Source organism: Streptomyces sp. NPDC052036 (genome assembly GCF_040680495.1).
Taxonomy (GTDB): Bacteria; Actinomycetota; Actinomycetes; order Streptomycetales; family Streptomycetaceae; genus Streptomyces.
The window spans coordinates 131,636-158,160 of the sequence record NZ_JBFAWW010000008.1 but is presented as its reverse complement, the minus strand read 5'-3'; the positions used below and the strand labels follow the sequence as shown (position 1 = coordinate 158,160).

The window sequence follows — 26,525 nt, the reverse complement described above, 5'->3', positions numbered from 1 at the left end:
GTGTGTGACTCTTGAGCTGCCTCATCCGACGGCACCGGTCGTCGTCCATTGCCCTGAGTGCGATAAGCCAGTGATCGCCGCTGCCGCTGGGCGCGTACTGGAACCGGACACAGACATGTGGGGACCCGGCGATCTCGTCACTCTTGCGCAGTGCACTGAGTGCGGAAGGGCCCTGGTCGTGACCCAGGGTGACGACCTCGAAGGGTGCTGGTCTGACCCCATACGGGTCTACCCACCTACGGGTGATCAGCTCAGTTTCAGCGTTCCGAGCAAGCTGCGCGACGAGTGTGAAGAAGCTCGCCGTTGCTTCACCAGCAAGGCCTTCACTGCGACGGCTGTCATGGTCCGACGGGTCCTCGAAGGTCTCTGCCTCGACCAAGGAGCGACCGCGAAGCCACTGATAAATGCACTCAAGCAACTCGCGGCCGACGGGAAGCTTGATGGTCGCCTGCTTGAGTGGGCCCAGGAGCTGCGAGGTCTCGGTAACCACGGAGCGCACCACAACGGCATACCGGTACAGAGGCAGGATGCACATGATGCTCTGCTGCTCACAGAAGCAATCTTGAACTACGTATACGCCCTCCCCATGCAGTTCGAGGCATTCCGGCGGCGCAGGGCAGGTGAGCCCCCGTTGCTCCCGCCGCCCCTCGCAAGCATCCGGGGCCAGCAAGCTCCGTCGGCCGCAGCGGTGTTCCCCGGCGATGGGCCGAGCGCCTGCACCACAAGCGCACCAGATACAGCGGGAACCAGGGTGAAAGCACTCAGGCCCGATGAGACGGCTTTACAGCCATCCGCCGAGGTGAGCGCCCGAACGGGCCCCAGATGACCGCAGCTTCCCAAGCTGAGGGCCCCGGCACCGTTGTCACGGGTCGACCGTCGCGGCGTGCTGGCTGAGCGGGCCGCACGTGTGTCGAGCTCCCGAGAATGAGTGGCCGGACTAGCGTTGAGGTTATGGCTGTCGACGTCCTCACCGAGACCGTGATCGCCCGTCCCTGCGCGGAGGTCGCCGCCTATGCCGGGGATCCGACCAATGCACCGCACTGGTACGCCAACATCGTCTCGGTTCGTTGGCGGACCTCGCCGCCGCTCGCCGTGGGCTCGAAGCTCGACTTCGTCGCCCGGTTCCTGGGGCGCACCCTGACCTACACGTACGAAATCGTCGAGTACTCCCCCGAACGACTCGTGATGCGCACCGAGCAGGGGCCGTTTCCCATGGAAACGACCTACACCTGGCAGCCAGTGGACGCCGACCATACCCGGATGACGCTGCGCAACCGCGGCGAGCCATCGGGCTTTGCCAAAGTGAGCGCTCCGATGATGGCCGCGGCTGTGCGGCGAGCGAACGTCAAGGACCTGGCAGCATTGAAAGCGCTGCTGGAAGGCGGCGACGCCACCGACGCCGGCCGACGCTCACCGGGCGACTTCTGACATCCACGGCTGACATCAACGAGGCCGGACGGCGGCGTACATCAGCATCTCTGCCCGACGGTCGCGTCAGAGGACAGCAGCCAGCGGAGCGGTTGCTGATCGAACTCCTAATGCGGTGCTCACGCACGAGCGCCCTGCCGGGCCGTCCTGGGGCCGTGGAAGGGCGCTCAATGGTGACCAACGTCGACAACTACCGACAGCTCAGCAGCAGGTCAGAGCGTGGATCGATAAGGCGGCCGCAGGTCACGGCCGCCAGTGATCAGTTGTGGCTGAACTGAGCGCGGTCGGTACGGCGCCGAACACTGGCCGGTGGCAGTGGCGGCGTGACGGATCCCACCTGCTACTCGCTGGCCAGCTCCCCATGCGGAGCTTCTGCGTGTTCAAGGACGCCGCAACGGCCGTCAGGCGGAGGACGGACGCTCCTCACGTAGTTGGTCCAGCGTGTCATATCGCCACTCAGACTCCCGATCCTCCGGCCATGGCGCGGCTGCAACGTCCCGATCGCGGTGCCGACTGCCAGCATCGATCCTCACGAGATGCAGTAGATGCAGCAGGTTCAGCCCGACCGGTGGTCGTCGGACAGCCGACCGGATGCGGTTGCGGGCCGCGATCTCATCATGTTTCCGCGGAGCGTTGCAGGGGAGTCCGGGCTCTGCCCCGCAGCGGGTGCATCGTCGTGCGAGCGCGTACTCGTAGAGCGACGGGAACGCCGCGGTGTCGTCGGTCATGGCGTCCAGCGTCCCGCGGTGGAGTGTGGGACGGAAGGGCGCCCTTCCCGTCGGGGCACGAAGGGTGTGTCCGTAGTCCGCTACCGTCATCTGCGGGTGCGTAAGGGCGTCCGCCGTCGCTGATAGCCCGAACGAGACCCCGCCCACCCAAGCTTGCTTTACGCAGCGCCGCGAAAGTCTCCCACTCTCACCGTGAGGCGCCTACGATCCGTCACACAGGCGACGAGGGGGGACCATGGGAGCCAGCGACAACACCATGTCCGGGAAGACGTGGATCGGTAGAAGCCGGCATGCTCTCTGCATCGACATGGCTCGACGGTTCGAAGCGCAACAGCGTGAAGCCCTCGAGCGTGGCGACAGCGAGGCCGCCGAACGGTACCGGCTGTGGGGTCTCGGGTTCCTCATGGCGACAGAAAACATCGACACAGGGAAAGCCAAGCGGATCGTCTCCGACGCGGAGGCCGCACGGCTACGGGCCGCCGAGGACGAGGCCAAGCAGGCGGCCGCGGACGCGGAACACCTGGCCACGCTGAAGAAGAAGCTCGGCATCACACCTCGCGCGAACGGCTCCGCGTACCGCCCGTTCCGTGGCGGCCTTCCCACCCTCGGCAAGGACCGCTGACGGGTCAGGTCGCAGCCTTCCCGCCCTGATATGTCTGTTCCTGCGGCTGCTGTTCCTGGTCGTTCGTACAGTGGCGCGCTCCACCTGGACGCCATGAACCACGCCTGCTCCACGGTGTGTGGGTCGACGGCGGACTGGATGGGAGGCGGGGGCGGTCTGGCAGAGGTACGCGCTATGACACGGACAGCAAAATGGGCAGAAGGTCAACGCCTGTGATGGATGCACCCTCGACGACATCCCTACGCACCATTCTCATTTCCCTTCTAGGCTCTTCGGGGCCTTGCCCTTTGCCTTGATGATTTGCGCGGCCCTTCTCTGCAATTCACGCTCACGAGGGTCGTACACTAACTCCAAGGCGCGAGCGAAATGCTCGATCCCATTCAAGGCGTGATCGAGTGGAATGAATTCACTTTCATGGCTTCCGGCATTTCCGATCCACTTCATGGCCATGAGCTGAACCCCTGCCGGCTCATTCACTTGTTTGAATAGTTCGATGCGGTCATGTGCCGAAAGCCGCACCCTCTTACCCTTCTTGTTTATGCCAAACTTTTTCACCCGCTTATGGGTCAGCAGACACTCGATTGCCGACCGAATCCTGTTAGCTGCGGCATTCGAATCTGACAACAGGACCCGCGACGCTGAAGCGATCGTAGCCTGCAAATCCTCAGGCGTCCCCTCAGGGAGTTCTATCAGTGGGAGTTCGGGAAGTATATGCTTGACCGAATAGCCGACAAGGTAGGGATCGTCTTCAGACCCCTTTACGCTTGCAGGACCCCAGTCGAGGTCCCACTCACCTACGACAATGTGCCTGTTTCCACACGGGAGGCGGGGACACTTCAACTCGCCATAGAAGAATCCGAAAGGGTCCGACTCCTCCACATCCGGGTCGACGGATGCGGCCGTCTCACGCAGTTCGAGGCTGGCGAAGCTTTCGAACTTCTCAATCCTTGGCTCCAGCGTGATTTCTCCGCATTGTGGACAGAGAAGTCTCGGCCACTCATTGAAAGGGCCGTGAAGTTTTTCAAACTTCGTTCGGTCGAAACTGATCCCCACGCCCCCACCCAGGCTTGTACTAGTAACCGCCGTCCGCAGCACCACTAACCAAGGGTCATCTGCTCCGCTTCTACCTTAGGGCGACGTCGCGCCTGATAGTACGGAAGGAGACTCGTAGGCACGTTCGGGCGCACACCAGAGAGGAGTTCGGCTACGCTAACGAGCTGAACCTTTGGATACTTCTGCCCGTTAACCGGGTAGACATATATTCCCGAATGATTTGCCGCCTCCCGCATAGCAGGAGTGGGCTCCTTCAAGGTGATGAACACCCCCATCGCAGCCTTGTTGGACTCTACGGTTCCAATCAGATCTCGCACATGGCTGGGGCCTGTGGCTCCTCCTTTCACCGACACCAGGACACGCTCACTGGTACCCCGCTTATCTACAGGGATGCGAATAACACCGTCGATGCCTCTATCGCCAACCTGCTTCTCATTCGGTTGGCCGTCAACAAGCATCACACACCAGCGCTCGAACTCGAATGGCGACTTCTGAAATAGCTTCTGCGCGCCATCAATATCGAAGGGAATCCCGAGAATGTCATAGTTCTCAGTTATTGACTCACCATAGGTGTGACGAAGGCGTGCGTCGATCAAATCGATAGCCAGAGTGGTGATGTCTATCCCGATCCACCGTCGCCCGAGACTTTGGGCAGCATCGATGGTAGTTCCGCATCCCGCGAACGGATCGAGAATTACATCCCCAGGAGAAGAGGCAAATTCAATGATACGACGCAGCAACTCCACGGGCTTTTGAGTCGGGTAGCCAAGCCTTTCCGCCGCCCGCGAGTTCAGCGGAGAAATCTCAGTCCAAACATCACCTAGCGGCTTACCGCGCTGCTCATCGAGGTAACGCTTCAAGCGCGGCACACGTCCTGGAGCTGTTTGCACCACCAACCCAGCATCGTATGCAGCCTGCATACGCTCCTTGGTCCAGCGCCACACCCTCGTAACGCCCAAAAACTCGTAAGTGAGGTTCGGGCGGTCCGGGCTAGGATTAATGAGGCTCGTGAGTTGGTAACGACGACCGCCGGAATCAAGTTGCGAGTACTTCGCTAGAGTCTTCTCGTCTAGCTCGTCTTCTTTGTACGGCTGGAACAGGCGGTCATCATTCCAGAGAGCATCTTCGGTTTTCCCATAAGCCAAGATCACGTCATGGTTCGAGGGAAGACGCCGGCTCATTAGAGACTTGGCCTGTGTACGCCGCCAAATGATCTCGTTGCGGAAGTTAGTTGGCCCGAAGATGGCATCAAGCAGGATCTTGAGGTAGTGGCTGGCCGTCGGGTCACAGTGCAAAAATAGAGACCCTGTGTCCTTCAGCACCCTATGCAACTCGATCAGCCGAGCCACCATCATTGTCAGGTACGCTAGAACATCGTTCTCCCCGACGAGCTTCCGGATAGCTTCGAGGGCATCTTTTACGGCCGTTGAGGCGTCACTCTCCAGCAACTCCTGAAAGAGAGTTTCCGTTTCATAGCTCCACACCCAGGTGTCGCCGAAGGCCTCGATCTGAGCAGGTGAGTCGTCACCGTTCCTCTCCTTGAACAGGACGTTGTAAGACCTGTTGGAGTTGAACGGGGGGTCGAGGTAGACCAAGTCGACGCTGTCATCTGCCAGGTTACGACGCATGATGCCCAAGTTGTCGCCGTAGTAGAGCTGATTGGGCTTGCTTGGAGATGCGGCAGTCCTGGCCATGGGGAGAGCTTGCCAGAAAAAGATCCCCAACGCACCGTGTAGCCAAGAGTGTTGCTCGACCCCGTCTTGCCCCCTGAGCTACTCGTTGCCGCGCTGCTCCAGTGCGCGCCTCAACTCATCCAGCGTCCGACCGTCAGGCAAGTGCCACAAGGTCCAACCGTTGATGAAGTTGCCGGTGACTGCCCCTGCTGCCTTGGATGGCGATGGGAACGCTGTCGAGTGGCCATCGACGATCAGCTGTCCATCAGCAGTGACTACGGCACGTCCTCGACGGTTTGCACGGCGCTGATGGAACGTCAAGACCGTCCCAGCATCGAGTAGACCCGCTTTCATGATCTCCGCTAGGGGTCCCCTAGGCAGGACCGGGGCCGCATCTGGACGCTCGCCTTCGCCCCCAAGCGTGAGGGTGACGTGAATCGTCTCGTCCAGCCCAGCCTTGGCCAGGTGGGCGAGGATCTCGGGTTCGAAGTGGATGCTGAACGTGGGCATGGGTCCCCCTTGGTCTGTGCGGCCGCTCCACACATTCGCTTGACTCTCCTTAGAGTGTCAGCAGTTAAGGAGAACATCAAGTGGTCGGCGACGTATGCACGTTGTGGAGCCAGGTCACGCCGGCGGCTTCCACACGCAGAGAGACACCGGGCGACTCGGGCTGCCGCACGACCTAGCACCGCGGTGAGGTGCGTCGTGGACTATCTGTGGACGAGCGATCGCCCACCCACTGGCCGTGAGCCTGTGACCTGCGCACACGTCTGGGACCGACAGGCCCTCCGGAGCCGTTGCGGGGTTCGGGCGTCACGCATAGGGACGGGGAGAGGGGCCCGGGCTCGCATCCGGGTACCTCTCCCCGCCGGGGTGGAACGGAAGGTCGCCGTCGGGAGGCGCTAAACGCAGCCGCCCGCCTCAGGAGCGATGCGGGTCGCTTGCCCCCAGGAGGTGACCGCGGCTGGTCGCGACGCGGAGCACGTCCCGCAACGCCCCGGTCAGTTCCTTCGCCAAACGTCGCAGGTCCTCCGGGTCGGCGTCCTGGTCGTCGAGGTTGTCCGAGGCATGCTCCAGCAAGTCGGCCGCCGTTCCCAGTTGCACCGCTTCGATGTTGTCCGCCAGGCGGGACATGTAGCCGCCCGTGTCGTCGGTGTTCAGGTAGCAGGGTTTGCCCTCCGGCCCCGACCACGGGAGGAGGCGCAGTTCGTTCGGTGCCGTCATCCTTGCGTCTGCCTCTCATCGGTCATGTGATGGGTGGTGAAGACCGCGTCGACGCGATCCCCCGGGAACGCCAGAAGGGCGGCCTCGACGACTCGCCCGGCGGTGTCGGTCGCGACGCGCGTGATCGCGAGGACTGCCTTGGAGGAGCCGGTCCGGAGGGCCGATGCTTCGTCCGGTGTTGGTGGGCGGGCACATACCGTCTCCCGGACGGTTGCCGGCGGCGAGCCCAGAACGGCAAGCCGTATGGCGGTCTCCTGCCAGGAGGGTTCGCCGTTCAGCACTCCGGCCGGGACCAGGTCGCGCGGGATGTAGATGCGGGCCAGTCCGTGCGGTGACTCTCCCTCGTGGCTGATGCAGAAGAATTCGGCGAGGGGGCTGCCCGTCGGCACCTTCAGCAATGTCGTCAGGTGCCCGTCTGCCTGGACCGTCGTGGTGCGCACGGTGACGCGCAGAGCTGCTTCAGCAGCGGTCCACGGGTCCAACGTCCCCCATCCGCCGACGTACACGATCTTGCGGAGTGGGCGGCGGACGAAGTTACCTTTGCCGTGGATCTTCTCGACGAGGCCTTCGCCCTGGAGGACCGCGAGGGCGCTGCGCAGTGTCACCGTGCTGACCTTGTATCGGTCGGCGAGGCAGGCCTCGGACGGTAGGCGTTCGCCGGGTTTGATGCGGCCGGTTGTGATCTGGTGCCGGAGATCTTCGGCGATGTCGTGGTGGCGTGATGACACAGACCGGGTCACCGCCTTCTCAGCACGCGAACGGCTGTGAGCCGGGATCGCGTGTGTATGGTCAGCAGCTCACCCGACTCGAAGAGGAGTTGCTTGGCGCCTTGAGGGAGTTGGAAGAGGTCTGTCACCCGGCAGGCCCGGCCGCCGAGTTGGATGACGTCGCCACGCTGCACGGTGGTCGCGGTGACCTCGATGGTGGACACCAGCGCACCGCCGGGTGCCCAGCCGCTCACCGCTCCACCTCCACGAGCGCGGACCGGTCGGACGCCGAGTGACAGAGGCAGGCGCACGTCTCGTAGACAACGGGTAGGTCAATCGGTGCGGGGACAGGGGAGGACTCCGCACAGGCAAGGTGCGTGCCGATGCGACAGGCGGTCGACCGGTAGGGGACGGCCGAGGCGTCGGTGACGTGAAGCTGTTGGCGACGAGGCATCAGCGAACCCCCGCGAAGGCCGACCAGGCTTCAGCCGGCAGATGGGAAGCGACGAGCACCGGGCGCGGCCGTACTCGTTCCTCCCAAGCCAGCACGTACGGGCGGACGAGTGCGTTGTCCTCCCCCGCGAGCGGGTGTCGGTGGTTCGCGGTTTCGGAAGCCCGGCTCAGGATGACCGTCGACGCGTCGGCAGACGCCGCCGAGAAGGCAGGGGTGGCTGTCGGCCGGGAGGGCGCTGAGGGCCGGCGATGCCTGCCCTTGGGGAAGTACCGCGCTCTGGTGAGCGAGGCGGCACGGCGGATACGGTTGAGCACGCTGCTCAGCTCCTATCGCTGATGGCTCGGTCCCCCGACATCGCCCGTCGTGGGGACCGCTTTGTGTACGACCGCCCAGAGGGTGCGGCCGTTCAGGTTGGTGGCGAGGAGCCCGAACCGATCGGCCTCAGCCACCACTTCCAGGACCTCCCGCCATGACTCGGCGGAGAGCGATTCCGGTAACTCCGCTTCGACCGACGTGTATTCGGCGTGCTCCTCCAGACGTGCAGAGAGCCCGACGGCGGACAGCCGGGCAGCGATGCCTGCCGCGCGAACTCCCGAAGCGGGCACAGGGCAGCCTCCGTCACCGACGATCACTTTCAGTGAAGTTAGTTAACTAGATTAGAGCTAGTGGACTAGATTTTCCATATGCCTGAGCAGCCGCCCTATCTCCGCATCGCCGACGAACTCCGGCGCCGGATCGCGGAGCACGTATGGGAGCCCGGGGACCGTCTGCCGTCCCGCGCCCAGATCGGCCAGGAGTATGAGGTCGGCGAGAACGTGGTCCGCCGGGCTCAGGAGCTGCTGATTTCCCAGGGTGTGCTGGAGGGCCGCGCCGGTTCGGGCACGTACGTCGCCGAGCCCCGGCAGCGGGTACGGGTGGTCCGTTCGTCCGCGCGTGAGCGGCCCGACGGGTCTCCGTTCCGGGCGGACATGAAGGCCGTGGGCAGGCAAGGGGACTGGGAGAGCCGGACTGAGGCCAAGGTGCCGGCCCCGGTGGACATCGCGACGCGGCTCGGCATCGCCGAGGGCGACCTGTGCGTCCGGACGACGTACGAGTTCCTGGCCGACGGCAGGCCCGTGCAGCTGTCGACGAGCTGGGAGCCGTACGACCTCACCGCCGGCACTCTCGTTGTTCTCCCGGAGGGAGGGCCGCACGCCGGGGCGGGGGTCGTGAACCGCATGGCCGCGATCGGTGTCACCGTCAGCCACGCCGTGGAGCAGCCTGAGCCCAGGCAGGCGACCGCCGAGGAGGCGTCACTCCTGGGCATCCAGAAGGCCGCGCTCGTCACGCACATCCGGCGGACGTACTACAGCGACCAGGGGCGGCCCGTGGAGACGGCGGACATCGTGGTGCCCGCCGCTCACTGCGAGATCGTCTACGAGATTCCGATCAATCGATGACGGTTCTGGGCCGTTGCGCTCCCAGTGACTATCCATCACACCTCCCGCACCCCTGTGGCTCCGTCAGGATTTCGCGCACGAGCGCCGGAGTCAGTGCCCGAGTGGTCGTATCCACGCGTTCGGCCCTGCCGATCGATATGAGTCCCAGTGTGGTCCATGACACTCCGGTAAGGCAGTACCAACTGTGGTACTGACGCCCAGCCTCGCTACAGCTACAGTGCGCGCCACGAGAGGAGAAGTCAGCCTCACATACGAGGCCTTTTGTGATCTTGATTCCTCGATCCGGCCTCTACCGGATACTTGGCCGCCGCCAGTCGAATGCGTGTCGAAGGCTGGTCTATGAGACGCCGAGCACGGGAAGAGAAGCAGGTCAGTAAGGGTGCGATACGCGACCCGCTAAGCGCCTTCTAAGCGCTTGGCCGCAGGTTCGAGTCCTGCCGGGGGCGCAAACGCCGCCTCACCTGCGAAGACGTCGGTGAGGCTCGCTTGTGCCCCGGACGCCACCGCTCCTAGACCAAGCGCTTTCACCACCCACGACCGAGGTTCGTGGAGAGCTCGGACGTGTTCCTCTACGGCCGCGTCGAACATGTTCACCGCCTGGAGGACGAGGCCGTCGCACGGCCCGCGAACATCCTCATTTCGGAAGTGGATCTGCCACCGCGTGGCGCTCACCGCACCCGGAACCGTCGCCCCTCCGCTCCACGAGCTACGACAAAGTCGCCCTGGGCCCGGTCGGCCTCCCCTAATCTCGCCGCCGTGGGTGACGGACGCGAAGCAAGGATCTTCGTCTGCGGCAGCGACGGCCACGTGGAAGTGCGCGCCTTTGGCGAGCATCGGACCTCGGGCACCCGTACGGCGAGACGGCCCGCTCGACCCCGACAGTCAGGCGCCATCGGCGCCGTACGCGCCGTTCTCGGTCTGGCAGTTCTGGTGGCGGGCTGGGCTCTCCTGGTCGCCGCCCTCGGCCTGCTGATCCTGGTCAAATCTCTCCAGGAGCCGGGCCACGGCTCGGCACTGTCCGCCCATCACCTGCCGGGGTGGCTCTTCCACGGCTGGCAGAGCTGGCTGCTGGCACTGGCCTTCCCCTTCGCATGGTTTCTGACGGGGCGGCTGGGGCGTCGACTTCGCATCGTCGGCAGGCAGTTGCTGACCCGCGATGTCGCCGACCTCACAGCCTCCGACCGGCGTCCACCCGTGCTGTACCTTCGCACATTCGGGACGGACGCGGTCGCCGCTGCGTCGCACGACCCCTTTTCCTCTCCGGCCTTCTCCGACCCGTCGTCGGAGATCTTCGCCCAGGACCAACAGGTGGTCACCGGCGAGGAACAACTGGCGAGAGCCCTGCGTCCGATCGGCCCGGTGGTCGCCGTCGGTGACCCGAAGGAGCGGCTTCCACGACTGGGCGCGGCCCGTATGTACGTCGGCGACGACTGGCAGCAGGTCGTCCTCGATCTGATGGGCCGCGCACGACTGGTCGTCGTGGGAACAGGCTTCAACGCAGGTGTGCTCTGGGAGTTGGAGAAGGCCCGGGAGACACTGCCCCCGGAACGACTCGTCCTTGTCGTGACGCTCGATCCCGACGCCTATGACTCCTTCCGCAGGGTGACCGCGGATCTGTTCGGCGCCAAGCCGCTGCCCGCCTGGCCGGACGGGCGGGCGACGGTGCGGACCGCTTTCCGCGGCGCCGTCCACTTCGACGAGGACTGGACGCCCCGTCTTGTTCCGTTCGGCCGAGGGTGGGCCGAGAACCGGCCACTGGAGGTGCAGTTCACTCACGGGCTTCGTGTCGTGTACGAGCGGTGCGGCACCCACTGGCCCGGGGTGACGCTCCACACGCCCTGGCAGATCCGCACCACCCGCCGACGGCTCTTCACCCTTGTGTTCAACACCGCCTTCGCCATGACGGCGATAGCCGCACTGGTCGGCCTGCTGGGCGTGCTGGTCGACTGAGGCGGCCCGGCCTTCCTGACGGTCGGCCTCGGTCGCGCGTCGTGCGCTCCGCGCCCTCACACCCAGTCCATTGTCATGTCCGTTCCTGGTCACGGGCGCGGAAGCACGGCATCCGGTCGTTACTCACTTTCGGGTGACAGCCTCGGCGCCGCCGGGGTGGCGCATCGTGGCGAGTTTCCGCCGCGGCTCAACTCCCGCAAGGGAACCGGTGCCGCCGGGCCGTCAACCTGGTGCGTGCCTCGCGTAAATGGACATAGCAGCCGAGAGTCACGGAATTATGGCCAACACGTAACACGGTGCACGTCTCGCCCACATCCCGCCCGCCTTGGGGACATGGTGTGAATGCGCGGCCGACCGGTCGCCACCAGCACACCGCACACCTACGGGTACGGCTGACTCCGTATACGAGGTGTGCCCGCACATACAGGGGGACCTGTGTCCGCTTCCGCCAACGTGACCGCTCGTCGTCTGACCGCCGCCGCTCTCACGGCGGGTGCCCTGGTCGGGGCACTGACGGTGCCGGCGTCCGCAGCCGACCACCGTGCACCCCGGTCGGCCGTCCAGATCGGCCGCGTGCAGTACGACTCCCCGGGCCCGGAAGACCGCTCCAACCGCTCCCTGAACGCGGAGTGGGTGGAGATCACCAACACCACCCGCCGCGAAGTCAACCTCGACCACTGGACGCTGTCGAACAAGGACGGCCAGACCTACACCTTCCACCACTACCGCCTGGCGGGTCGCGCGACCGTCCGGATCCACACGGGCGTCGGCGTGGACAGGCGCGCCGACCTGTTCCAGGACCGCCGGCACTATGTGTGGGACAACCACTCCGACACCGCCACCCTGCGCAACGACCACAGCCGCCTCGTCGACGCCGTCTCCTGGGGTGGCCCGCACCGCCACCACTGACCGACCGTGGGCATCAGGTGATGCCTGAGGAGCAGAGAAGCCGCGCACGCCGGCCTTCGCGACCTGGGGAATCGTGAAGGCCGGCGTCGTTTTGCGGGTGTGCGCCGGGCGATGCGAGGCGCTCGATGCGATGACTGACGCGCGGCGCACACTCGGGAGTCACTTGATGGCCGGCGCCCTGGAGCCGCCGGAGTAGGACTTGCCGCCGAGGTGACCGGTGGAGGAGCGGGTGGTCCAGCCGCCGGACTTGGTGGCGGCCGTCTCCGCCACGACGCTCACCGGGGCACCGGTCGGGGACCGACGTACCGCCTGTCGCGCCCGCGACCACGCGTACGAGTACGGCCATGACGCCGACGACCGGCACTGCTGTGACACATCTGTGTGACCTGCCGCTGAGGATCAAGGAAGGGTAAAGCGCGGCCGACGGCGAGGACAGGTCTTGGGCCAGGGAGAACGACCCGATCGCGCGCAGACACGCGACGCGGAGTTGGGCGCCGCCGTCGCCCGGGCCCAGAAAGGCGACGAGGCCGCCTTCGCAGTCGTGTACCGGATCGTGCAGCCCGGACTCCTCGGTTATGTGCGCGGGTTGGTCGGCCAGGACGCCGAGGACGTGGCGTCGGAGGCGTGGCTGGAGATCGCACGGGACCTGGGCCGGTTCCAAGGGGACGGGGCGGGCTTTCGCGGCTGGAGCGCGACCATCGCCCGCCACCGGGCCCTCGATCTGCTGCGCCGACGACGCACCCGGCCGGCGGCAGCCGCCTTCGAACTCGATCTCACGGAGATTCCGGCGTCGTACAACACCCACGACCAGGCCTTGGAGGCCCTCTCGACCGAGCACGCCCTCCATCTGGTGCGCAGCCTGCCCCGTGACCAGGCCGAGGCGGTGCTGCTGCGCGTCGTGGTCGGCCTCGACGGCCCCGCTGCCGCACGGGTCCTCGGCAAGCGTCCGGGCGCGGTGCGCACGGCCGCCCACCGAGGGCTGAAGGGCCTGGCCCGCCGGCTCGACGCGACGGGTGTGACGGGAGAGCGGTCCCGCACGCTGAGGCAGTCGAAATGAGAAGCGACGGCGTCAGGTCCGTTAAGGCTATGAGTAACAGACGCACAGAGACGGACACAGGTATGGGCGACCGACACAGTGAGGACGGAGACACGGCACGCCGACGCGTCGGCACAGACGGCCGCATGCCCGGTGCCGACGGTCCGGCCGACACCACCGTGCTGGAGCTGGCGCTCGGTCGCGCGTTGCGCGCCAACGCCCTTGACGACTCGGCCGAGCAGCAGGCCGTGGCCGCCTTCCGCGCCGCCCGCGAGGCAGGCACGCAGGAGCAGGCGCGGACGCGGAGGCGGGACGACTGGCAGCCGCGGCGCACGGTGGCCCGGCGCTCGGCGAAGACCGCCGTCGCCGTGTTCGTGGGCAGCCTCGCGCTGGGCGGTGTGGCGATCGCCGCGATCGGCTCGCCCAGATCCGCCGGAAGCACACAGGGCGACGCCCCCGGGCGACGGCATCCCTCGTCATCCGCCCCGGGGAGCGCGACGCGGGCGCCGGACAACACCGCCCCCTCCAAGGCCGCCGGTGCCGTATCCCCGAGCCGCCCGCCGACGGCCAAGGACATCCAGGCCCACTGCCGCGCGTACCCGTCGGTGAAAGGCCGGGGCAACGCACTGAACTCCGTGGCCTGGCAGCGGTTCCTCACCGCCGCCGGAGGCGAGGACCATGTGGCGGCCTTCTGCGCCGTTCATCTGTCGCCGACCAAGACGGACAACACCGATAGCGCAGAGAACGCGGATGGCGCAGATGGCGCAGATGGTGCACGCAACGCAGAGAACGCGGGCAAGGAGACCGGGAAGCCGCACACCGGGCCCGCCGACAAGGATTCCGTGCACGGAAAGGCCAAGGGATCGCGAACACCGTCCAAGTGATCCGCCGCGAGGGGGAGGGAGCTCCCGTCGACGGTGTCCGTCGGGCTTACAGTGGCGCGACCGCGCCAGATGCCCGTCTGCGGCAAGGGAGTTGAGTGCTGGAGTGAGCCGATGACGAGCCGTGTGACGTTGATCTCGCCCGCCATGAACGCGGCGCTGCGGCAGGCCCGCTTCGACGACGGGTGTTCGCTCGAAGCGGCCGGCGCGGCGCGCGCCCGGTCCGCGGCGGGTTCGCTTCCCGCGGCCGGCCGGGTGCTGGTCTCCCCCACCGTGCGCTGCCGGGAGACGGCGTCGGCGCTCGGCCTCGACGTGGCCGCCGGTCCCGCACCGGCCGGACTGGACATGGGCCGGTGGTGCGGCCGGACGCTGGATGAGGTCAGCGTCGACGAGCCGGAGGCCGTGATGCTGTGGCTCGCCGATCCTTCGTCCGCTCCGCACGGCGGGGAGTCGGTGCACGCGTTGTGCGCGCGGGTCGGCACGTGGCTGGAGGAGACCGCGCAGGTCTCGGGTCGCACGGTCGCCGTCGTGGAGCCGGAGATCGTACGGGCCGTCGTGGTGCGGGTGCTCGCGGCACCGGACTCGGCCTTCTGGCGGATCGACATCCCCCCGTTGACCGCAACAGAGTTCACCGGCCGTGCCAGGCGGTGGAACATGGCCCTGGGGACAGCGCTCGGCCGTCCCACGGAAGTCGGCGCTCCCTGAAAACGCCCGCCTGGTTCACTCCCGGGTCATCCCTCTGGCGGCCTTCAGGATGACGTTCCACTTGCGATCGGGGATTTTTTCCCGTAATGCATTCTCCGGGTGACGTGAACCCGAAGAGCCAAAAAGGACTCGATGGGCTGATTTCTTCACCTCGATCCCCCTTTGTGAAATTGCACGCCCTGGAATCGCCACCCCATCTGAGCAGGCACAACCGCCCGCGGCCATCCTCCGAGCCATAGGGCGCGCGCAGGTGTTCCCAATTCGGCTCGCATTTAATCGTCGGTAAATCATCGACCATCCCGCGCGGCGTCACACGTCCACACACCGCGCCGAGGAATGCTCCATTGGGACTAAAAAATCCTGAAATACCGCGCCAGAACAGCCTGATAAATGTCCCATGTGCTCTTCTTCAACTGAAATCTTCCGACAGGCCGCTTTCGGCAGCGGACGCCTCGGCTCCGGCTGCACCGGCCTCCTGCATGAAGGGTCAATCCTCGTGAGTCAAGGTAACGGCATGCGCCCCGGCGCTCGACGCGCCCGCGCAGTGTCGGCGCTCACCGTCGTGGGCATCATGACGGCGCTGACTGCGGGCATGGCTTCCTCCACCGCGGTCGCCGCCCCCAGCCACTCCGCCAGCAAGGTGAAGGGGGTGCATTCCCTGGCGCAGACGCGACAGGTCGGCGTCGACCTCGCGGTGACGAAAACGGGTCCGGCCTCCGCGAACGAGGGCGACGCTGTCACCTACGTCATCACGGTGACGAACAACAGCTCCGGCCCCTCCAGCGGTTACACCGTCACCGACTACCTTCCGACGGGTATCCGCGGCGTCGTGCCTCCGGCCGGTTGCACCATCCCCGCTCCGGGTCTGCTGACCTGCACCCACGGTGCGCTCGCGGCCCACGCCAGCGCCACGATCACCCTGAACGGCACGGCCGGCCAGGGCTACACCGACCTCCACAACATCGTCACCGTGGAGGGCGTCGAAGCGGACCCGGACTTCAGCAACAACGCCGCCGCCGTGCGCACCGGAATCGCGCAGCGGCGTGTGGACCTCGCGCTGTCCAAGTCGGGCCCGACGTCGGCACCCAACAACGGTCAGGTGACCTACACCCTCAGGGTGACGAACAACGGCCCGGACGCCTCGAGCGGCTGGATCATCACCGACCAGCTTCCGTCGGCTCTGCACGGTCCGTACACCACGTCGGCGGGCTGCAGCGTCAACGGCTCCAACCTGCTGACCTGCACCGGAGGCCCGCTGGCTTCGGGCGCCTCCGCCACGGTCACCGTGACCGGCTTCGCCGGTCCGGACTTCAACGGCGTCCGGAACACGGCGACGGTCAGGGGCAACGACTTCGACCCCAGCCTGGGCAACAACACGGACACCAACCGGGGCGGCCGAGCCGTCCTCAGGATCACCAAGACCATGGAGGCGCCCCGGACGATCAGGCAGGGTGACACCGTCCGGTACACGGTCAGGGTCCACAACACCGGGGACACGGACTTCGTGGGTGCCAACCCGGCGCACTTCACGGACGATCTGACCGGTGTGCTGGACGACGCCCGGTTCAACGACGACGGCGTCGCCAACGTCGGCGTGGTCGGCTACGCCGCGCCGCGGCTCAGCTGGACGGGCCCGCTCCACCGTGGTGACACGGCGGTCATCCGGTACTCGGTCACCGTCAACCGCCGGGACTTCGGCGACCTGCGGCTGCAGAACGGGGTGAGCTCCGCCGACCCGGGCAGCAACTGCCCCACGGCCGACACCGCCAGGGAATGCCGGACGCTCGGCCTCGTCCACGTCCGGGACAAGGACACCAACCGGGCCACGGCGCACCACACCGTCGCGGCGGACAGGCCGCGCGCCGCTCGCCGGTGACGTACGGATGACGCTTGCCCCGGGCCGTGTGTCAGGCCCGGGGCACCGTCATGTCCGGCACTCGCACGCATACCCACCGCCTCTATGACGTTCCGTCACATCTGGTGTGAATGACTCGCATTGGGGTGAGAGCCCCGGCGACTTCGTTTTGTATGAAGAGAGAACGTCAACCGTTCCGTGGGACACATCGGAGGGCCTCGCACGAGAGCGGGCCAAGGGCACCAGGAGGAACCGATGACACAGAGGTCATGCGTCCGCTGCGGACACCGTCGCCTCGTCGCCCTGGCCGTCATGGTGGGGTCCCTGGTGATGGCCGGCGTGCCGGGGGCATCGGCCTCGGAAGCGCGGGGAGCGCGTCCCCGGGGAGACGGCGACACCCCGACGTGCCGCCTCGCCGCCGGGCCCTATCAACGCCAGGTGGAGAAGGATCTGGGCCTGCCGCAGGACGGAAAGCAGTCGGAGCAGGACTGCACGGCGATCCGCAAGCTCCAGAACGCGTACGGCATCAGCCCGGCGGACGGCTACGCCGGCCTGGTGAGCCACCGGGCCGCCATGGCGGACTGGGCCACCCGCCACAGGGCGTCGCTCACCGGTTGTTCCGGGCGGTCGAAGCGCCTGGTCTGTGTGGACCAGACACACCAGTTGCTCTGGGTACAGCAGAACCGGAAGATCGTCTTCGGCCCGGTCCCCGCACGCACCGGGATGGCCGGCCATCGCACCCGCAACGGGTCGCACAAGATCTACCGGCGGGTGGAGAAGTTCTGGTCCGGTCTGTACGACGCCGCCATGCCGTTCAGCCAGTTCTTCGACCGCGGCCAGGCCCTGCACGCCAGCTACCGCCCCATCTTCGAGGACCCGGGCTCCCACGGCTGTGTGAACCTTCGCTACGAGGACGCCAAGGCCCTGTGGTCCCTGCTGCGCACCGGCGACGGCGTCACCGTCTGGGGCACCCGCGGCAACAACTGACCCCCGTACGCCGGTTCGATAGGGTCCCCCCGTTGATCAAGGGGGTTGATATGCGGCTTCGGTGTGCCGTGCTCGACGACTTCCAGCGGATCGCGACCTCCGTCGCGGACTGGTCGCCCGTGGCGGACCGGGTGGAGGTGGTGTCCTTCCCCGAGCACCTCGCCGACGAGGACGCCCTGGCCGAGGCGCTCGCCGGGTTCGACATCGTCGTCACCCTGCGCGAACGCGTGCCCTTCCCCGGCCCCCTGCTGGCCCGACTGCCCCGGCTGAAGCTGCTCATCGCCTCCGGGATGCGGAACTCCGTCATCGACTACGCGGCCGCCGAGGCGCACGGCGTGACCGTCTGCGGCACCGCCAGCTCCTCCACCCCGCCCGTCGAGCTCACCTGGGCGCTGCTGCTCGGGCTCGCGCGCGAGATCGTGGCGGAGAGCAACACCCTGGGGCAGGGCGGTCCCTGGCAGAGCACGGTGGGTGCGGATCTGTACGGACGGCGGCTCGGGCTGCTCGGACTCGGGAAGATCGGCGGCCGGGTGGCCCAGGTCGGGCTCGCCTTCGGCATGGAGGTCACCGCCTGGAGCCGGAACCTCACCCAGGAGCGTGCGGACGAGGTGGGCGTCGAACGCGCCGCCTCGCTGGAGGAGTTGCTGACGAGCAGCGACTTCGTCTCGGTGCATCTCGCGCTCGGCGACCGTACCCGCGGACTGATCGGCGCCCGTGAGCTCGCGCTGCTGAAGCCGACCGCCTATCTGGTCAACACCTCGCGCGCCGCCATCGTGGACCAGGACGCCCTGCTCGCCGCCCTGCACGAGGGCCGTGTCGCGGGCGCGGGCGTCGATGTCTTCGACGTGGAGCCGCTCCCGGCCGGCCATCCGATGCGCACCGCACCGCGGCTGCTCGCCACACCGCACCTCGGGTACGTCTCCCGCGCCAACTACGCGACGTACTACGGCGAGGCCGTCGAGGACATCCAGGCCTACCTGGCCGGGGAGCCGGTACGCCGCCTCGGCTGACCGGGCCCGGGCCCGGGCACCGCGGAGCGCCGGAGTACGCCGACAGCCGTCGACGGGCCTGACGGCCGGCCGGCGGCTGTGCGGGGTGCGCGTCGCTGCGGCTCGGGGCGCCGTGTGCCGGGGACCCGGGTCGCCGCGGACCGCGGAGCGGTCAGCTCGTCGAGTGCGACGGCATGGGTGCCGTCAAGGCCGAGTGCGAGGGCATGGGCGCCGTCAAGGCCGAGTGCGAGGGCATGGGCGCCGTCAAGGCCGAGTGCGAGGGCATGGGCGCCGGCATGATCGACGCGGAGGGCTTCGGCGAGGGCACCGCCGGAAGGCTGGGCGGAGCCGACAGGTCGGAGGGGTTGGGGAGCGGCAGCAGCTCGCCGGTGACGAAGCCCGCGGCGAGGACCTTGACGAGATCGTTCAGCACCGTCGTGGCCGTCGGCGCGACCTGGCTCGTGTCGTCGGAGGTGGCGGCCGCGAGCAGCTTGTCGGTCGACTGCCGCAGATCGGCGACGGCGTCGTCCTCGCCGGCGTCCGGGGCGTTGACGGACGGCGAGGTCATGCTCACCTTGGCGATGGCGTCGTCCACCGCCTTGCCGAGCCTGACCGCCTGGTCGGCCGGGATCCGGCCGTGGTTCGCCTTGAGTACGGCGTTCAGCAGATCGGTGACCGGGCGCACCAGAACGTCGGCGCTCGGCGGGAGGGGTGCCGTCTCCGCGGGGACGCGGCCACGCGCCGATGCGTGGTCGGCCGCCACAGCGGTCGGTCCGGTGATTCCGATGAGCAGCATGGCGCAGAGAGCTGAGGAGGCAAAGCGCCGCGCGGGCAGAACACGCATGATGTTCCCTTCGTCGTGTGGCTTGGTGCCTGAGATTCACCGTGAAAGGGGACATAGCGGACTGCAACCGTTCGGCCGCACGGCGTAGCTGGACAGAGTGACGTCGCCACCCACATCGTGCCTGGTGGGACGGCCTGCGGAGTGATCGAAACGCACACCACCCGTTCGGCGGAACGGGTGGGCTCCCCGGACATACGCCGACCGGCCGCTTCCCGAGGGAGAACGGCCGGCCAGAGGGTCCACTCGGACGTCAGTTGGTGGCGCAGTTGTTCGTCGCCGTCGGGTTCAGCAGACCGATGACGGTGGCCGTGACCCCGCAGACGTTGGCCGGGACGTGGACCGGGGCCTCCGCAACGTTGCCCGAGACGATGCCCGGGGAGGTGTCGGCGGCGGCGCTGGCGCCACTGTCGGCGGCGGCGATACCGGCGGTGCCCGCCACGGCCGCAGCGGCAACGGTGGTCAGGGCCAGGCCCTTCGCGATACGCGACATGGAGAGATGCTCCTTGGAAGTCGTCACAACAACCGGGCGGAATGCCCGACGTTGAGTCAACTGCGAGGCCCCCGTCCTGGTTGCGCCCCCGATGGGGTGATCTCCCAAATTGCCGGAGTTCACGACTTCGCGGCCCCTGCCGGCCGGTCAGTCACATCGACCTCGCCCCCGCCGGGCCACCCGCCCGGAGTCCGCCCTCGCAGCATGTCAAGCTGTCGTCCGAATGTCTGGACAAAGCATTGACAGGGCTCCCTCCGCGCGGCTAGACCTGGGGTCAGCCGAGGCGAAGGGATCTCGATGGAGGAGTCCGAGGAGTGGGGCCCGCACGGCGCCGGTGCCCCGTACGACCTGATCACCATGGGCCGGATCGGCGTGGATCTCTATCCGCTGCAGACAGGCGTGCCCCTGCCCCAGGTGACGGCCTTCGGGAAGTTCCTGGGCGGATCGGCGACGAACGTCGCGGTCGCCGCTGCCCGCCTCGGACGCCGTACGGCGGTGATCACGCGCACGGGCGACGACCCCTTCGGCACCTACCTCCACGAGGCGCTGCGCGGCTTCGGCGTGGACGACCGCTGGGTGACCCCCGTCGCGGGGCTGCCCACCCCGGTCACGTTCTGCGAGATCTTCCCGCCGGACGACTTCCCGCTGTACTTCTACCGGCTGCCCAAGGCGCCGGATCTGGAGATCGACGCGCACCAGCTGGACCTGGACGCGATCCGCGCCGCGCGCATCTTCTGGATGACCGGCACAGGCCTGAGCGAGGAGCCGAGCCGCACCGCGACGCTCGCCGCCCTCGCCCATCGGGCCACGACCGGTACGACGGTCTTCGACCTCGACTGGCGCCCCATGTTCTGGCGTGACGCCGACTCCGCGCGCCCGTTCTACGCCGAGGCCCTGCGGCACACCACGGTCGCCGTCGGCAACATCGACGAGGTGGAGATCGCCACCGGGGAACGCGACCCGCACACCGCCGCCCGCGCCCTGCTCGACGCCGGCGTCGCCCTCGCGGTGGTCAAGCAGGGACCCAAGGGCGTGCTCGCGGTCAGCGCCACGGGCGAGTCCGCGGAGGTACCCCCGCTCCCGGTCACGGTCCTCAACGGCCTCGGCGCGGGCGACGCCTTCGGCGGGTCGCTCTGCCACGGGCTGCTCGCCGGCTGGGACCTGGAGCGGATCATGCGGTACGCGAACGCCGCGGGGGCGATCGTGGCCTCCCGGCTGGAGTGCTCGTCCGCGATGCCCGCTCCCGCCGAGGTCGAGGACGCGCTCGCGGCGGGAGCGGTGCGATGAGGGCGGGACGCGTCGGGGGCACACGGCACGAGGGCGGAACCGACGCCGGCACCCCGCACACGCGCGTGCCTGACGAAAAGAGCACCACCGCGCGCGTGGACGTCTCCGAGCTCGTCCGCATCCGCACCCATCACCCCGAGGCCGTCGCCGAGGCCGCCGCCCGGCGGGCCCGGCGGCCGCTCCTCGGGGACAGCGGCCGGCTGCTGATCGTCGCCGCCGACCACCCCGCCCGCGGCGCCCTCGGGGTCGGCGACCGCGCGATGGCCATGGCGAGCCGCGCCGATCTGCTGGAGCGGCTGTGTCTCGCGCTGTCCCGGCCGGGTGTCGACGGGGTGCTCGCCACCGCCGACATCCTCGACGACCTGCTGCTGCTCGGTGTCCTCGAACACAAGGTCGTCATGGGCTCGATGAACCGCGGCGGTCTCCAGGGGGCGTCCTTCGAACTGGACGACCGGTTCACCGGTCACCGGCCGCAGGACATCGAGCGGCTCGGCTTCGACGCGGGCAAGCTGCTGCTGCGGATCGACTACGACGACCCGGGGTCGCTCAACACCCTGGAGTCCACCGCCCGGGCGATCGACGAGATGGCCGAGCGCCGGCTCCCGGTCTTCGTCGAGCCGTTCATCAGCCGCCGTACCCCCGAGGGCCGGCTCCGCAACGACCTCAGCGCCGAGGCCGTGACCAGGTCCATCGCCATCGCCAGCGGGCTGGGCGGCAGTTCGGCGTACACCTGGCTCAAGGTCCCCGTGACCGAGAACCCGGACGGCATGGCCCGGGTGATGGAGACCTCCACCCTGCCGGCCGTCCTGCTCGGCGGCGACGTCGGCGGGGACCAGGAGGGCGCGTACGAGAAGTGGCGCGGAGCGCTCCAACTGCCCACCGTCAAGGGCCTGGTGGTCGGCCGTTCGCTGCTGTACCCCGCGGACGGCGACGTCGCCACGGCCGTGGACACCGCCGTAGGACTTCTGTGAGGGCCGCATGAGCAAAGAGCTGTACGTCCCCAGGGGCGCGACCGCGAACGCGCAGTACTCCCTCGACATCGACCCCGAACGGGCCGGCTGGAGTCACAGCAGCCTGCGGATCGTGGAGCTGCGGCCGGGTGACACGCGCCTGTTCACCACCGGTGACAGCGAGTGGATCGTACTTCCCCTCCAGGGCACCTGTACCGTGCAGATCGAGGGCAGCACATTTCAACTCCTGGGCAGGGACGACGTCTTCGCGGGGGTATCGGACTTCGCGTACGCGCCCCGGGACGCCCAGGTCCAGATCGCCTCCGGCGCGGGAGGCCGCTTCGCCCTGGCAGGAGCGAAGTGCGAGCGCCGACTCCCCGCCCGCTACGGCCCCGCGCCGGAGGTACCCGTCGAAGACCGCGGCAGCGGCGGCTGCGCACGCCAGGTGCGCAACTTCGCCTCGGCCGACGCCTTCGCGTGCGACAAGCTCATCGCCGTCGAGGTGATCACGCCCGGTGGCAACTGGTCCTCGTACCCGCCGCACAAGCACGACGAGACGCGGCCGGGCGAGGAGACGGAGCTGGAGGAGATCTACTACTTCGAGATCGAGGGGCCGAACGGATTCGGGTACCAGCGCGTATTTCCCTCCCGTGAGGGCGGGTCCGACGTCCTCGCCGAGGTCCGCACCGGCGACGCCGTCCTCGTCCCGGACGGCTGGCACGGCCCCTCGATCGCCCAGCCCGGGCACACCATGTACTACCTGAACGTCATGGCCGGGCCGGGTGAGGAGCGCCGGTGGCGGATCTGCTTCCACCCGGACCATACGGAGGGATACCGATGACCTCGACGACGAGGCTCACGGTCGCTCAGGCGCTCGTACGCTTCCTGACCGCCCAGTACACCGAGCGCGACGGCGTGCGCCGTCGGCTGATCGGCGCCACCTGGGGCATCTTCGGCCACGGGAATGTCGCGGGCCTCGGGCAGGCGCTGGTCGAGTACGGCGACATGATGCCCTTCCACCAGGGCCGCAACGAGCAGTCGACGGTGCACGCGGCGGTCGGCTACGCGCGGCAGTCGAACCGGCTGTCCACGCACGCGGTGACGACGTCCATCGGCCCCGGGGCCACCAACCTGGTCACGGGCGCCGCCCTCGCCACGATCAACCACCTCCCGGTCCTGCTGCTGCCCGGCGACGTCTTCGCCACCCGTCCGGCGGACCCCGTGCTCCAGCAGCTCGAGGTCCCCCATGCCGGTGATCTGTCCGTCAACGACTGTCTGCGGCCGGTGTCGAGGTACTTCGACCGGATCACCCGCCCGGAGGCGCTGATCCCGGCCGCCCTCCAGGCGATGCGGGTGCTCACCGACCCGGTGGACACGGGCGCGGTCACGCTCGCGCTGCCGCAGGACGTACAGGCGGAGGCCTTCGACTGGCCGCTGGGCTTCTTCGCCGAGCGGACCTGGACGGTGCGCCGCCCGGGCGCCGACCCCGTCGAGCTCGCCCATGCCGTCCAGACGGTCCGGGCCGCCCGGCGCCCGCTCGTGGTGGCCGGCGGCGGGGTCCACCACAGCCGGGCCGAGGCGGCACTCGCGGAGTTCGCCGAGGCCACGGGCATCCCGGTCGCCGCCACTCAGGCCGGCAAGGGCTCGCTGCGCTGGGACCACCCGCAGGACGTGGGCGGCATCGGCCACACCGGCACGGCGACGGCCGACGAACTGGCTCGCACCGCCGACCTGGTGATCGGTGTCGGCACCCGCTACAGCGACTTCACCACGGCCTCCGGCACCCTCTTCGCCGGGGAGGGCGTGCGCTTCCTCAATCTCAACATCGCCCCGTTCGACGGCCACAAGCTCTCCGGGCTGCCGCTGATCGCCGACGCGCGCAGTGGCCTGGAGGAACTGACCGAGGCGCTGCAACTGCACGAGTACCGCGTCGATCCCCGGTACGTCGCCGAGTACACGGAGGACAAGCAGCGCTGGGAGCACCGCGTGGACGCCTGCTTCGAGGCCGACGAACCGGATGTCCGGCCGACGCAGCCGCAGGTCATCGGCGCGCTGAACGCCGTGGTGGACGAGTCCGACATCCTCGTCAACGCGGCCGGCTCGCTCCCCGGCGATCTCCACAAGCTGTGGCGCACGCGTTCGCCGGACCAGTACCACCTGGAGTACGGCTACTCGTGCATGGGCTACGAGATCCCGGCCGCGATCGGCGTGAAGATGGCGGCACCCGGCCGGCCGGTGTGGGCGCTGGTCGGCGACGGCACCTATCTGATGATGCCGACGGAGATCGTCACGGCCGTGCAGGAGGGGATCGCGATCAAGGTCCTGCTCGTGCAGAACCACGGCTACGCGTCCATCGGCGGCCTGTCGGAGTCCGTGGGCGGGGAGCGGTTCGGCACCGCCTACCGCTTCCGGTCGGCCGACGGCACCTACACGGGGGCCCCGCTGCCCGTGGATCTGGCCGCCAACGCGGCCAGCCTGGGCATGCGCGTGCTGCGTGCGCGGACCGTGAGCGACCTGCGCGCCGCGCTCGCGGAGGCACGCGCGGCGGACACTCCCACATGTGTCTACGTGGAGACCGAAACCGCAGACACTGTGTCGGGCGCACCTCCGGCGCAGGCCTGGTGGGATGTACCTGTGGCCGAGACCGCGACACGCCCGTCGGCGGTCAAGGCGCGCGAGGAGTACGACCGGCACGTCTCGACCCGACGCCGCCATCTGTGAAGGAGCTCTCGGCATGACGAAGATCGTCAACCACTGGATCGGCGGGAAGACCGTCGAAGGCGCGTCGGGCACGTACGGTCCGGTGACGGACCCGGCGACCGGCGCGGTCACCACCCAGGTCGCCTTCGCGACCGTGGACGAGGTGGACGCGGCCGTGGCCGCGGCCAGGGAGGCGTTCGTGACGTGGGGGCAGTCCTCCCTCGCGCAGCGCACGTCCATCCTCTTCAGGTTCCGGGCGCTGCTGGACGCGCACCGTGACGAGATCGCCGAGCTGATCACCGCCGAGCACGGCAAGGTGCACGATGACGCGCTCGGCGAGGTGGCGCGCGGCCTGGAGATCGTCGACCTGGCCTGCGGCATCAACGTACAGCTGAAGGGCGAGCTGTCCACGCAGGTGGCCAGCCGGGTGGATGTGGCCGCGATCCGGCAGCCGCTGGGCGTCGTCGCGGGCATCACGCCGTTCAACTTCCCGGCGATGGTCCCGATGTGGATGTTCCCGATGGCGATCGCGTGCGGCAACACCTTCGTGCTGAAGCCGTCCGAGAAGGACCCGTCGGCGTCCGTCCGCCTCGCCGAGCTGCTGGCGGAAGCGGGCCTGCCGGACGGTGTCTTCAACGTCGTCCACGGTGACAAGGTGGCCGTGGACCGGCTGCTGGAGCACCCGGACGTCAAGGCGGTGTCCTTCGTCGGCTCGACCCCGATCGCCCGCTACATCCACACCACCGCCTCCGCGAACGGCAAGCGTGTGCAGGCCCTGGGCGGCGCCAAGAACCACATGCTGGTGCTGCCGGACGCCGACCTGGACGCGGCGGCGGACGCGGCGGTCTCAGCGGCGTACGGCTCGGCGGGCGAGCGCTGCATGGCGATCTCCGCCGTGGTGGCGGTCGGCGCCATCGGCGACGAGCTGGTGGAGAAGATCCGCGAGCGCGCCGAGAAGATCAAGATCGGTCCGGGCAACGACCCGGCCTCCGAGATGGGCCCGCTGATCACCAAGGCGCACCGCGACAAGGTGGCGTCGTATGTGGCGGGCGCGGCGGCGGAGGGCTCCGAGGTCGTCCTGGACGGCACCGGTCACACCGTCGACGGGTACGAGGACGGCCACTGGATCGGCATCTCGCTGCTGGACAAGGTGCCGACCACGGCCAAGGCGTACCAGGACGAGATCTTCGGCCCGGTGCTGTGCGTGCTGCGGGCCGAGACGTACGAGGAGGGCGTCGCCCTCATCAACGCCTCGCCGTTCGGCAACGGCACCGCGATCTTCACCCGGGACGGCGGCGCGGCCCGCCGCTTCCAGCTGGAGATCGAGGCGGGCATGGTCGGCGTCAACGTGCCGATCCCGGTCCCGGTGGGCTACCACTCCTTCGGCGGCTGGAAGGACTCGCTCTTCGGCGACCACCACATCTACGGCAACGACGGCACGCACTTCTACACCCGCGGCAAGGTGATCACCAGCCGCTGGCCCGATCCGTCCGAGGCCCCGGCGGGCGTCGACCTCGGGTTCCCGCGCAATCACTGAGCGTTGCCGTGAGCCCCCGTCAGGCCGTCCGGATTCCGGACGGCCTGACATTTTTTTGACGCCTTCGCTGCGGTTCT

General features: G+C 68.0%; 27 protein-coding genes. 17 read left to right on the top strand and 10 right to left on the bottom strand.

Annotated features, from left to right (window positions below; translation table 11 throughout):
* Positions 1-115: 115 nt before the first annotated feature.
* Positions 116-826, top strand: coding sequence for a DUF4145 domain-containing protein (locus tag AB0L95_RS14595; RefSeq protein ID WP_365161911.1), 711 nt, complete (start codon positions 116-118; stop codon positions 824-826).
* Between the two features lie 125 nt (positions 827-951).
* On the top strand, positions 952-1,428 hold the full coding sequence (locus tag AB0L95_RS14590) for an SRPBCC family protein (RefSeq protein ID WP_365161740.1): 477 nt from the start codon (positions 952-954) through the stop codon (positions 1,426-1,428).
* A gap of 401 nt (positions 1,429-1,829) precedes the next feature.
* On the opposite strand, the gene AB0L95_RS14585 is transcribed toward AB0L95_RS14590, so the two are convergent.
* Complete coding sequence (locus tag AB0L95_RS14585; RefSeq protein ID WP_365161739.1) at positions 1,830-2,156, bottom strand: hypothetical protein; 327 nt, start codon at positions 2,154-2,156, stop codon at positions 1,830-1,832.
* Positions 2,157-2,391: 235 nt separating this feature from the next.
* Between AB0L95_RS14585 and AB0L95_RS14580 the strand changes: the two genes are divergently transcribed.
* A complete protein-coding gene (locus AB0L95_RS14580; protein WP_365161737.1) occupies positions 2,392-2,778 on the top strand; it encodes a hypothetical protein in 387 nt (128 codons plus the stop codon).
* Between the two features lie 252 nt (positions 2,779-3,030).
* Here AB0L95_RS14580 and AB0L95_RS14575 read toward each other — a convergent pair whose 3' ends face one another.
* From AB0L95_RS14575 to AB0L95_RS14545, 7 genes are all read right to left on the bottom strand, one after another.
* Positions 3,031-3,831 carry a DUF4145 domain-containing protein gene (locus tag AB0L95_RS14575; RefSeq protein ID WP_365161735.1) on the bottom strand — a complete coding sequence of 267 codons (801 nt, stop codon included), beginning with the start codon at positions 3,829-3,831 and terminating at the stop codon, positions 3,031-3,033.
* A gap of 44 nt (positions 3,832-3,875) precedes the next feature.
* Positions 3,876-5,525 carry a DNA methyltransferase gene (locus AB0L95_RS14570; RefSeq protein WP_365161733.1) on the bottom strand — a complete coding sequence of 550 codons (1,650 nt, stop codon included), beginning with the start codon at positions 5,523-5,525 and terminating at the stop codon, positions 3,876-3,878.
* A gap of 78 nt (positions 5,526-5,603) precedes the next feature.
* Complete coding sequence (locus AB0L95_RS14565; RefSeq protein WP_365161731.1) at positions 5,604-6,014, bottom strand: DUF4357 domain-containing protein; 411 nt, start codon at positions 6,012-6,014, stop codon at positions 5,604-5,606.
* 411 nt (positions 6,015-6,425) lie between these two features.
* Positions 6,426-6,728, bottom strand: a complete 303-nt coding sequence (locus AB0L95_RS14560; protein ID WP_116129677.1) for a hypothetical protein — start codon at positions 6,726-6,728, stop codon at positions 6,426-6,428.
* The gene (locus tag AB0L95_RS14555) at positions 6,725-7,468 is read right to left on the bottom strand and encodes a GntR family transcriptional regulator (RefSeq protein WP_365161729.1); all 744 of its coding nucleotides are present in this window, start codon (positions 7,466-7,468) and stop codon (positions 6,725-6,727) included. Before AB0L95_RS14555 ends, AB0L95_RS14560 begins: the two co-directional genes overlap by 4 nt.
* On the bottom strand, positions 7,465-7,689 hold the full coding sequence (locus AB0L95_RS14550) for a hypothetical protein (protein ID WP_097254562.1): 225 nt from the start codon (positions 7,687-7,689) through the stop codon (positions 7,465-7,467). Before AB0L95_RS14550 ends, AB0L95_RS14555 begins: the two co-directional genes overlap by 4 nt.
* A 526-nt stretch (positions 7,690-8,215) precedes the next feature.
* Positions 8,216-8,494, bottom strand: a complete 279-nt coding sequence (locus AB0L95_RS14545; protein ID WP_361976428.1) for a hypothetical protein — start codon at positions 8,492-8,494, stop codon at positions 8,216-8,218.
* A gap of 78 nt (positions 8,495-8,572) precedes the next feature.
* Here AB0L95_RS14545 and AB0L95_RS14540 point away from each other — a divergent pair, with 78 nt between their 5' ends.
* The 9 genes from AB0L95_RS14540 to AB0L95_RS14500 all read left to right on the top strand — a co-directional run bounded on the left by AB0L95_RS14540 (position 8,573) and on the right by AB0L95_RS14500 (position 18,661).
* Positions 8,573-9,328 carry a GntR family transcriptional regulator gene (locus tag AB0L95_RS14540; protein WP_365161728.1) on the top strand — a complete coding sequence of 252 codons (756 nt, stop codon included), beginning with the start codon at positions 8,573-8,575 and terminating at the stop codon, positions 9,326-9,328.
* A 756-nt stretch (positions 9,329-10,084) separates the two neighbouring features.
* Positions 10,085-11,278 (top strand): hypothetical protein, encoded by a 1,194-nt coding sequence (locus AB0L95_RS14535; protein WP_365161726.1) that lies wholly within the window; start codon positions 10,085-10,087, stop codon positions 11,276-11,278.
* Positions 11,279-11,713: 435 nt separating this feature from the next.
* The gene (locus tag AB0L95_RS14530) at positions 11,714-12,187 is read left to right on the top strand and encodes a lamin tail domain-containing protein (protein WP_365161724.1); all 474 of its coding nucleotides are present in this window, start codon (positions 11,714-11,716) and stop codon (positions 12,185-12,187) included.
* A 439-nt stretch (positions 12,188-12,626) separates the two neighbouring features.
* Entirely contained in the window at positions 12,627-13,244 is a 618-nt protein-coding gene (locus AB0L95_RS14525; protein ID WP_365161723.1) for an RNA polymerase sigma factor, read from the top strand.
* A 125-nt stretch (positions 13,245-13,369) separates the two neighbouring features.
* The gene (locus tag AB0L95_RS14520; protein WP_365161721.1) at positions 13,370-14,107 is read left to right on the top strand and encodes a hypothetical protein; all 738 of its coding nucleotides are present in this window, start codon (positions 13,370-13,372) and stop codon (positions 14,105-14,107) included.
* A gap of 111 nt (positions 14,108-14,218) precedes the next feature.
* A complete protein-coding gene (locus AB0L95_RS14515; protein WP_365161720.1) occupies positions 14,219-14,809 on the top strand; it encodes a histidine phosphatase family protein in 591 nt (196 codons plus the stop codon).
* Between the two features lie 571 nt (positions 14,810-15,380).
* Entirely contained in the window at positions 15,381-16,685 is a 1,305-nt protein-coding gene (locus AB0L95_RS14510; protein ID WP_365161718.1) for a DUF11 domain-containing protein, read from the top strand.
* Positions 16,686-16,919: 234 nt separating this feature from the next.
* Complete coding sequence (locus tag AB0L95_RS14505) at positions 16,920-17,651, top strand: L,D-transpeptidase (RefSeq protein WP_365161716.1); 732 nt, start codon at positions 16,920-16,922, stop codon at positions 17,649-17,651.
* A 50-nt stretch (positions 17,652-17,701) separates the two neighbouring features.
* The gene (locus tag AB0L95_RS14500) at positions 17,702-18,661 is read left to right on the top strand and encodes a D-2-hydroxyacid dehydrogenase family protein (protein WP_365161714.1); all 960 of its coding nucleotides are present in this window, start codon (positions 17,702-17,704) and stop codon (positions 18,659-18,661) included.
* Positions 18,662-18,812: 151 nt separating this feature from the next.
* On the opposite strand, the gene AB0L95_RS14495 is transcribed toward AB0L95_RS14500, so the two are convergent.
* Positions 18,813-19,484, bottom strand: a complete 672-nt coding sequence (locus AB0L95_RS14495; RefSeq protein ID WP_365161712.1) for a hypothetical protein — start codon at positions 19,482-19,484, stop codon at positions 18,813-18,815.
* Between the two features lie 250 nt (positions 19,485-19,734).
* Positions 19,735-19,974, bottom strand: a complete 240-nt coding sequence (locus tag AB0L95_RS14490; protein WP_365161710.1) for a chaplin — start codon at positions 19,972-19,974, stop codon at positions 19,735-19,737.
* 297 nt (positions 19,975-20,271) lie between these two features.
* On the opposite strand from AB0L95_RS14490, the gene iolC reads away from it, so the two are divergent.
* The 5 genes from iolC to mmsA are packed head-to-tail and all read left to right on the top strand — an operon-like array spanning position 20,272 to position 26,448.
* Complete coding sequence (iolC, locus tag AB0L95_RS14485; protein WP_365161708.1) at positions 20,272-21,261, top strand: 5-dehydro-2-deoxygluconokinase; 990 nt, start codon at positions 20,272-20,274, stop codon at positions 21,259-21,261.
* Positions 21,258-22,232 (top strand): deoxyribose-phosphate aldolase, encoded by a 975-nt coding sequence (locus AB0L95_RS14480; protein ID WP_365161706.1) that lies wholly within the window; start codon positions 21,258-21,260, stop codon positions 22,230-22,232. The genes iolC and AB0L95_RS14480 overlap by 4 nt, the downstream gene beginning before the upstream one ends.
* Before the next feature lie 7 nt (positions 22,233-22,239).
* Positions 22,240-23,052 (top strand): 5-deoxy-glucuronate isomerase, encoded by an 813-nt coding sequence (gene iolB / locus AB0L95_RS14475; protein WP_365161705.1) that lies wholly within the window; start codon positions 22,240-22,242, stop codon positions 23,050-23,052.
* Positions 23,049-24,932: a 3D-(3,5/4)-trihydroxycyclohexane-1,2-dione acylhydrolase (decyclizing) gene (iolD, locus tag AB0L95_RS14470; RefSeq protein WP_365161703.1), complete on the top strand. Its 1,884-nt coding sequence runs from the start codon at positions 23,049-23,051 to the stop codon at positions 24,930-24,932. The genes iolB and iolD overlap by 4 nt, the downstream gene beginning before the upstream one ends.
* Before the next feature lie 13 nt (positions 24,933-24,945).
* The gene (gene mmsA, locus AB0L95_RS14465) at positions 24,946-26,448 is read left to right on the top strand and encodes a CoA-acylating methylmalonate-semialdehyde dehydrogenase (RefSeq protein ID WP_365161701.1); all 1,503 of its coding nucleotides are present in this window, start codon (positions 24,946-24,948) and stop codon (positions 26,446-26,448) included.
* Positions 26,449-26,525 lie beyond the last annotated feature (77 nt).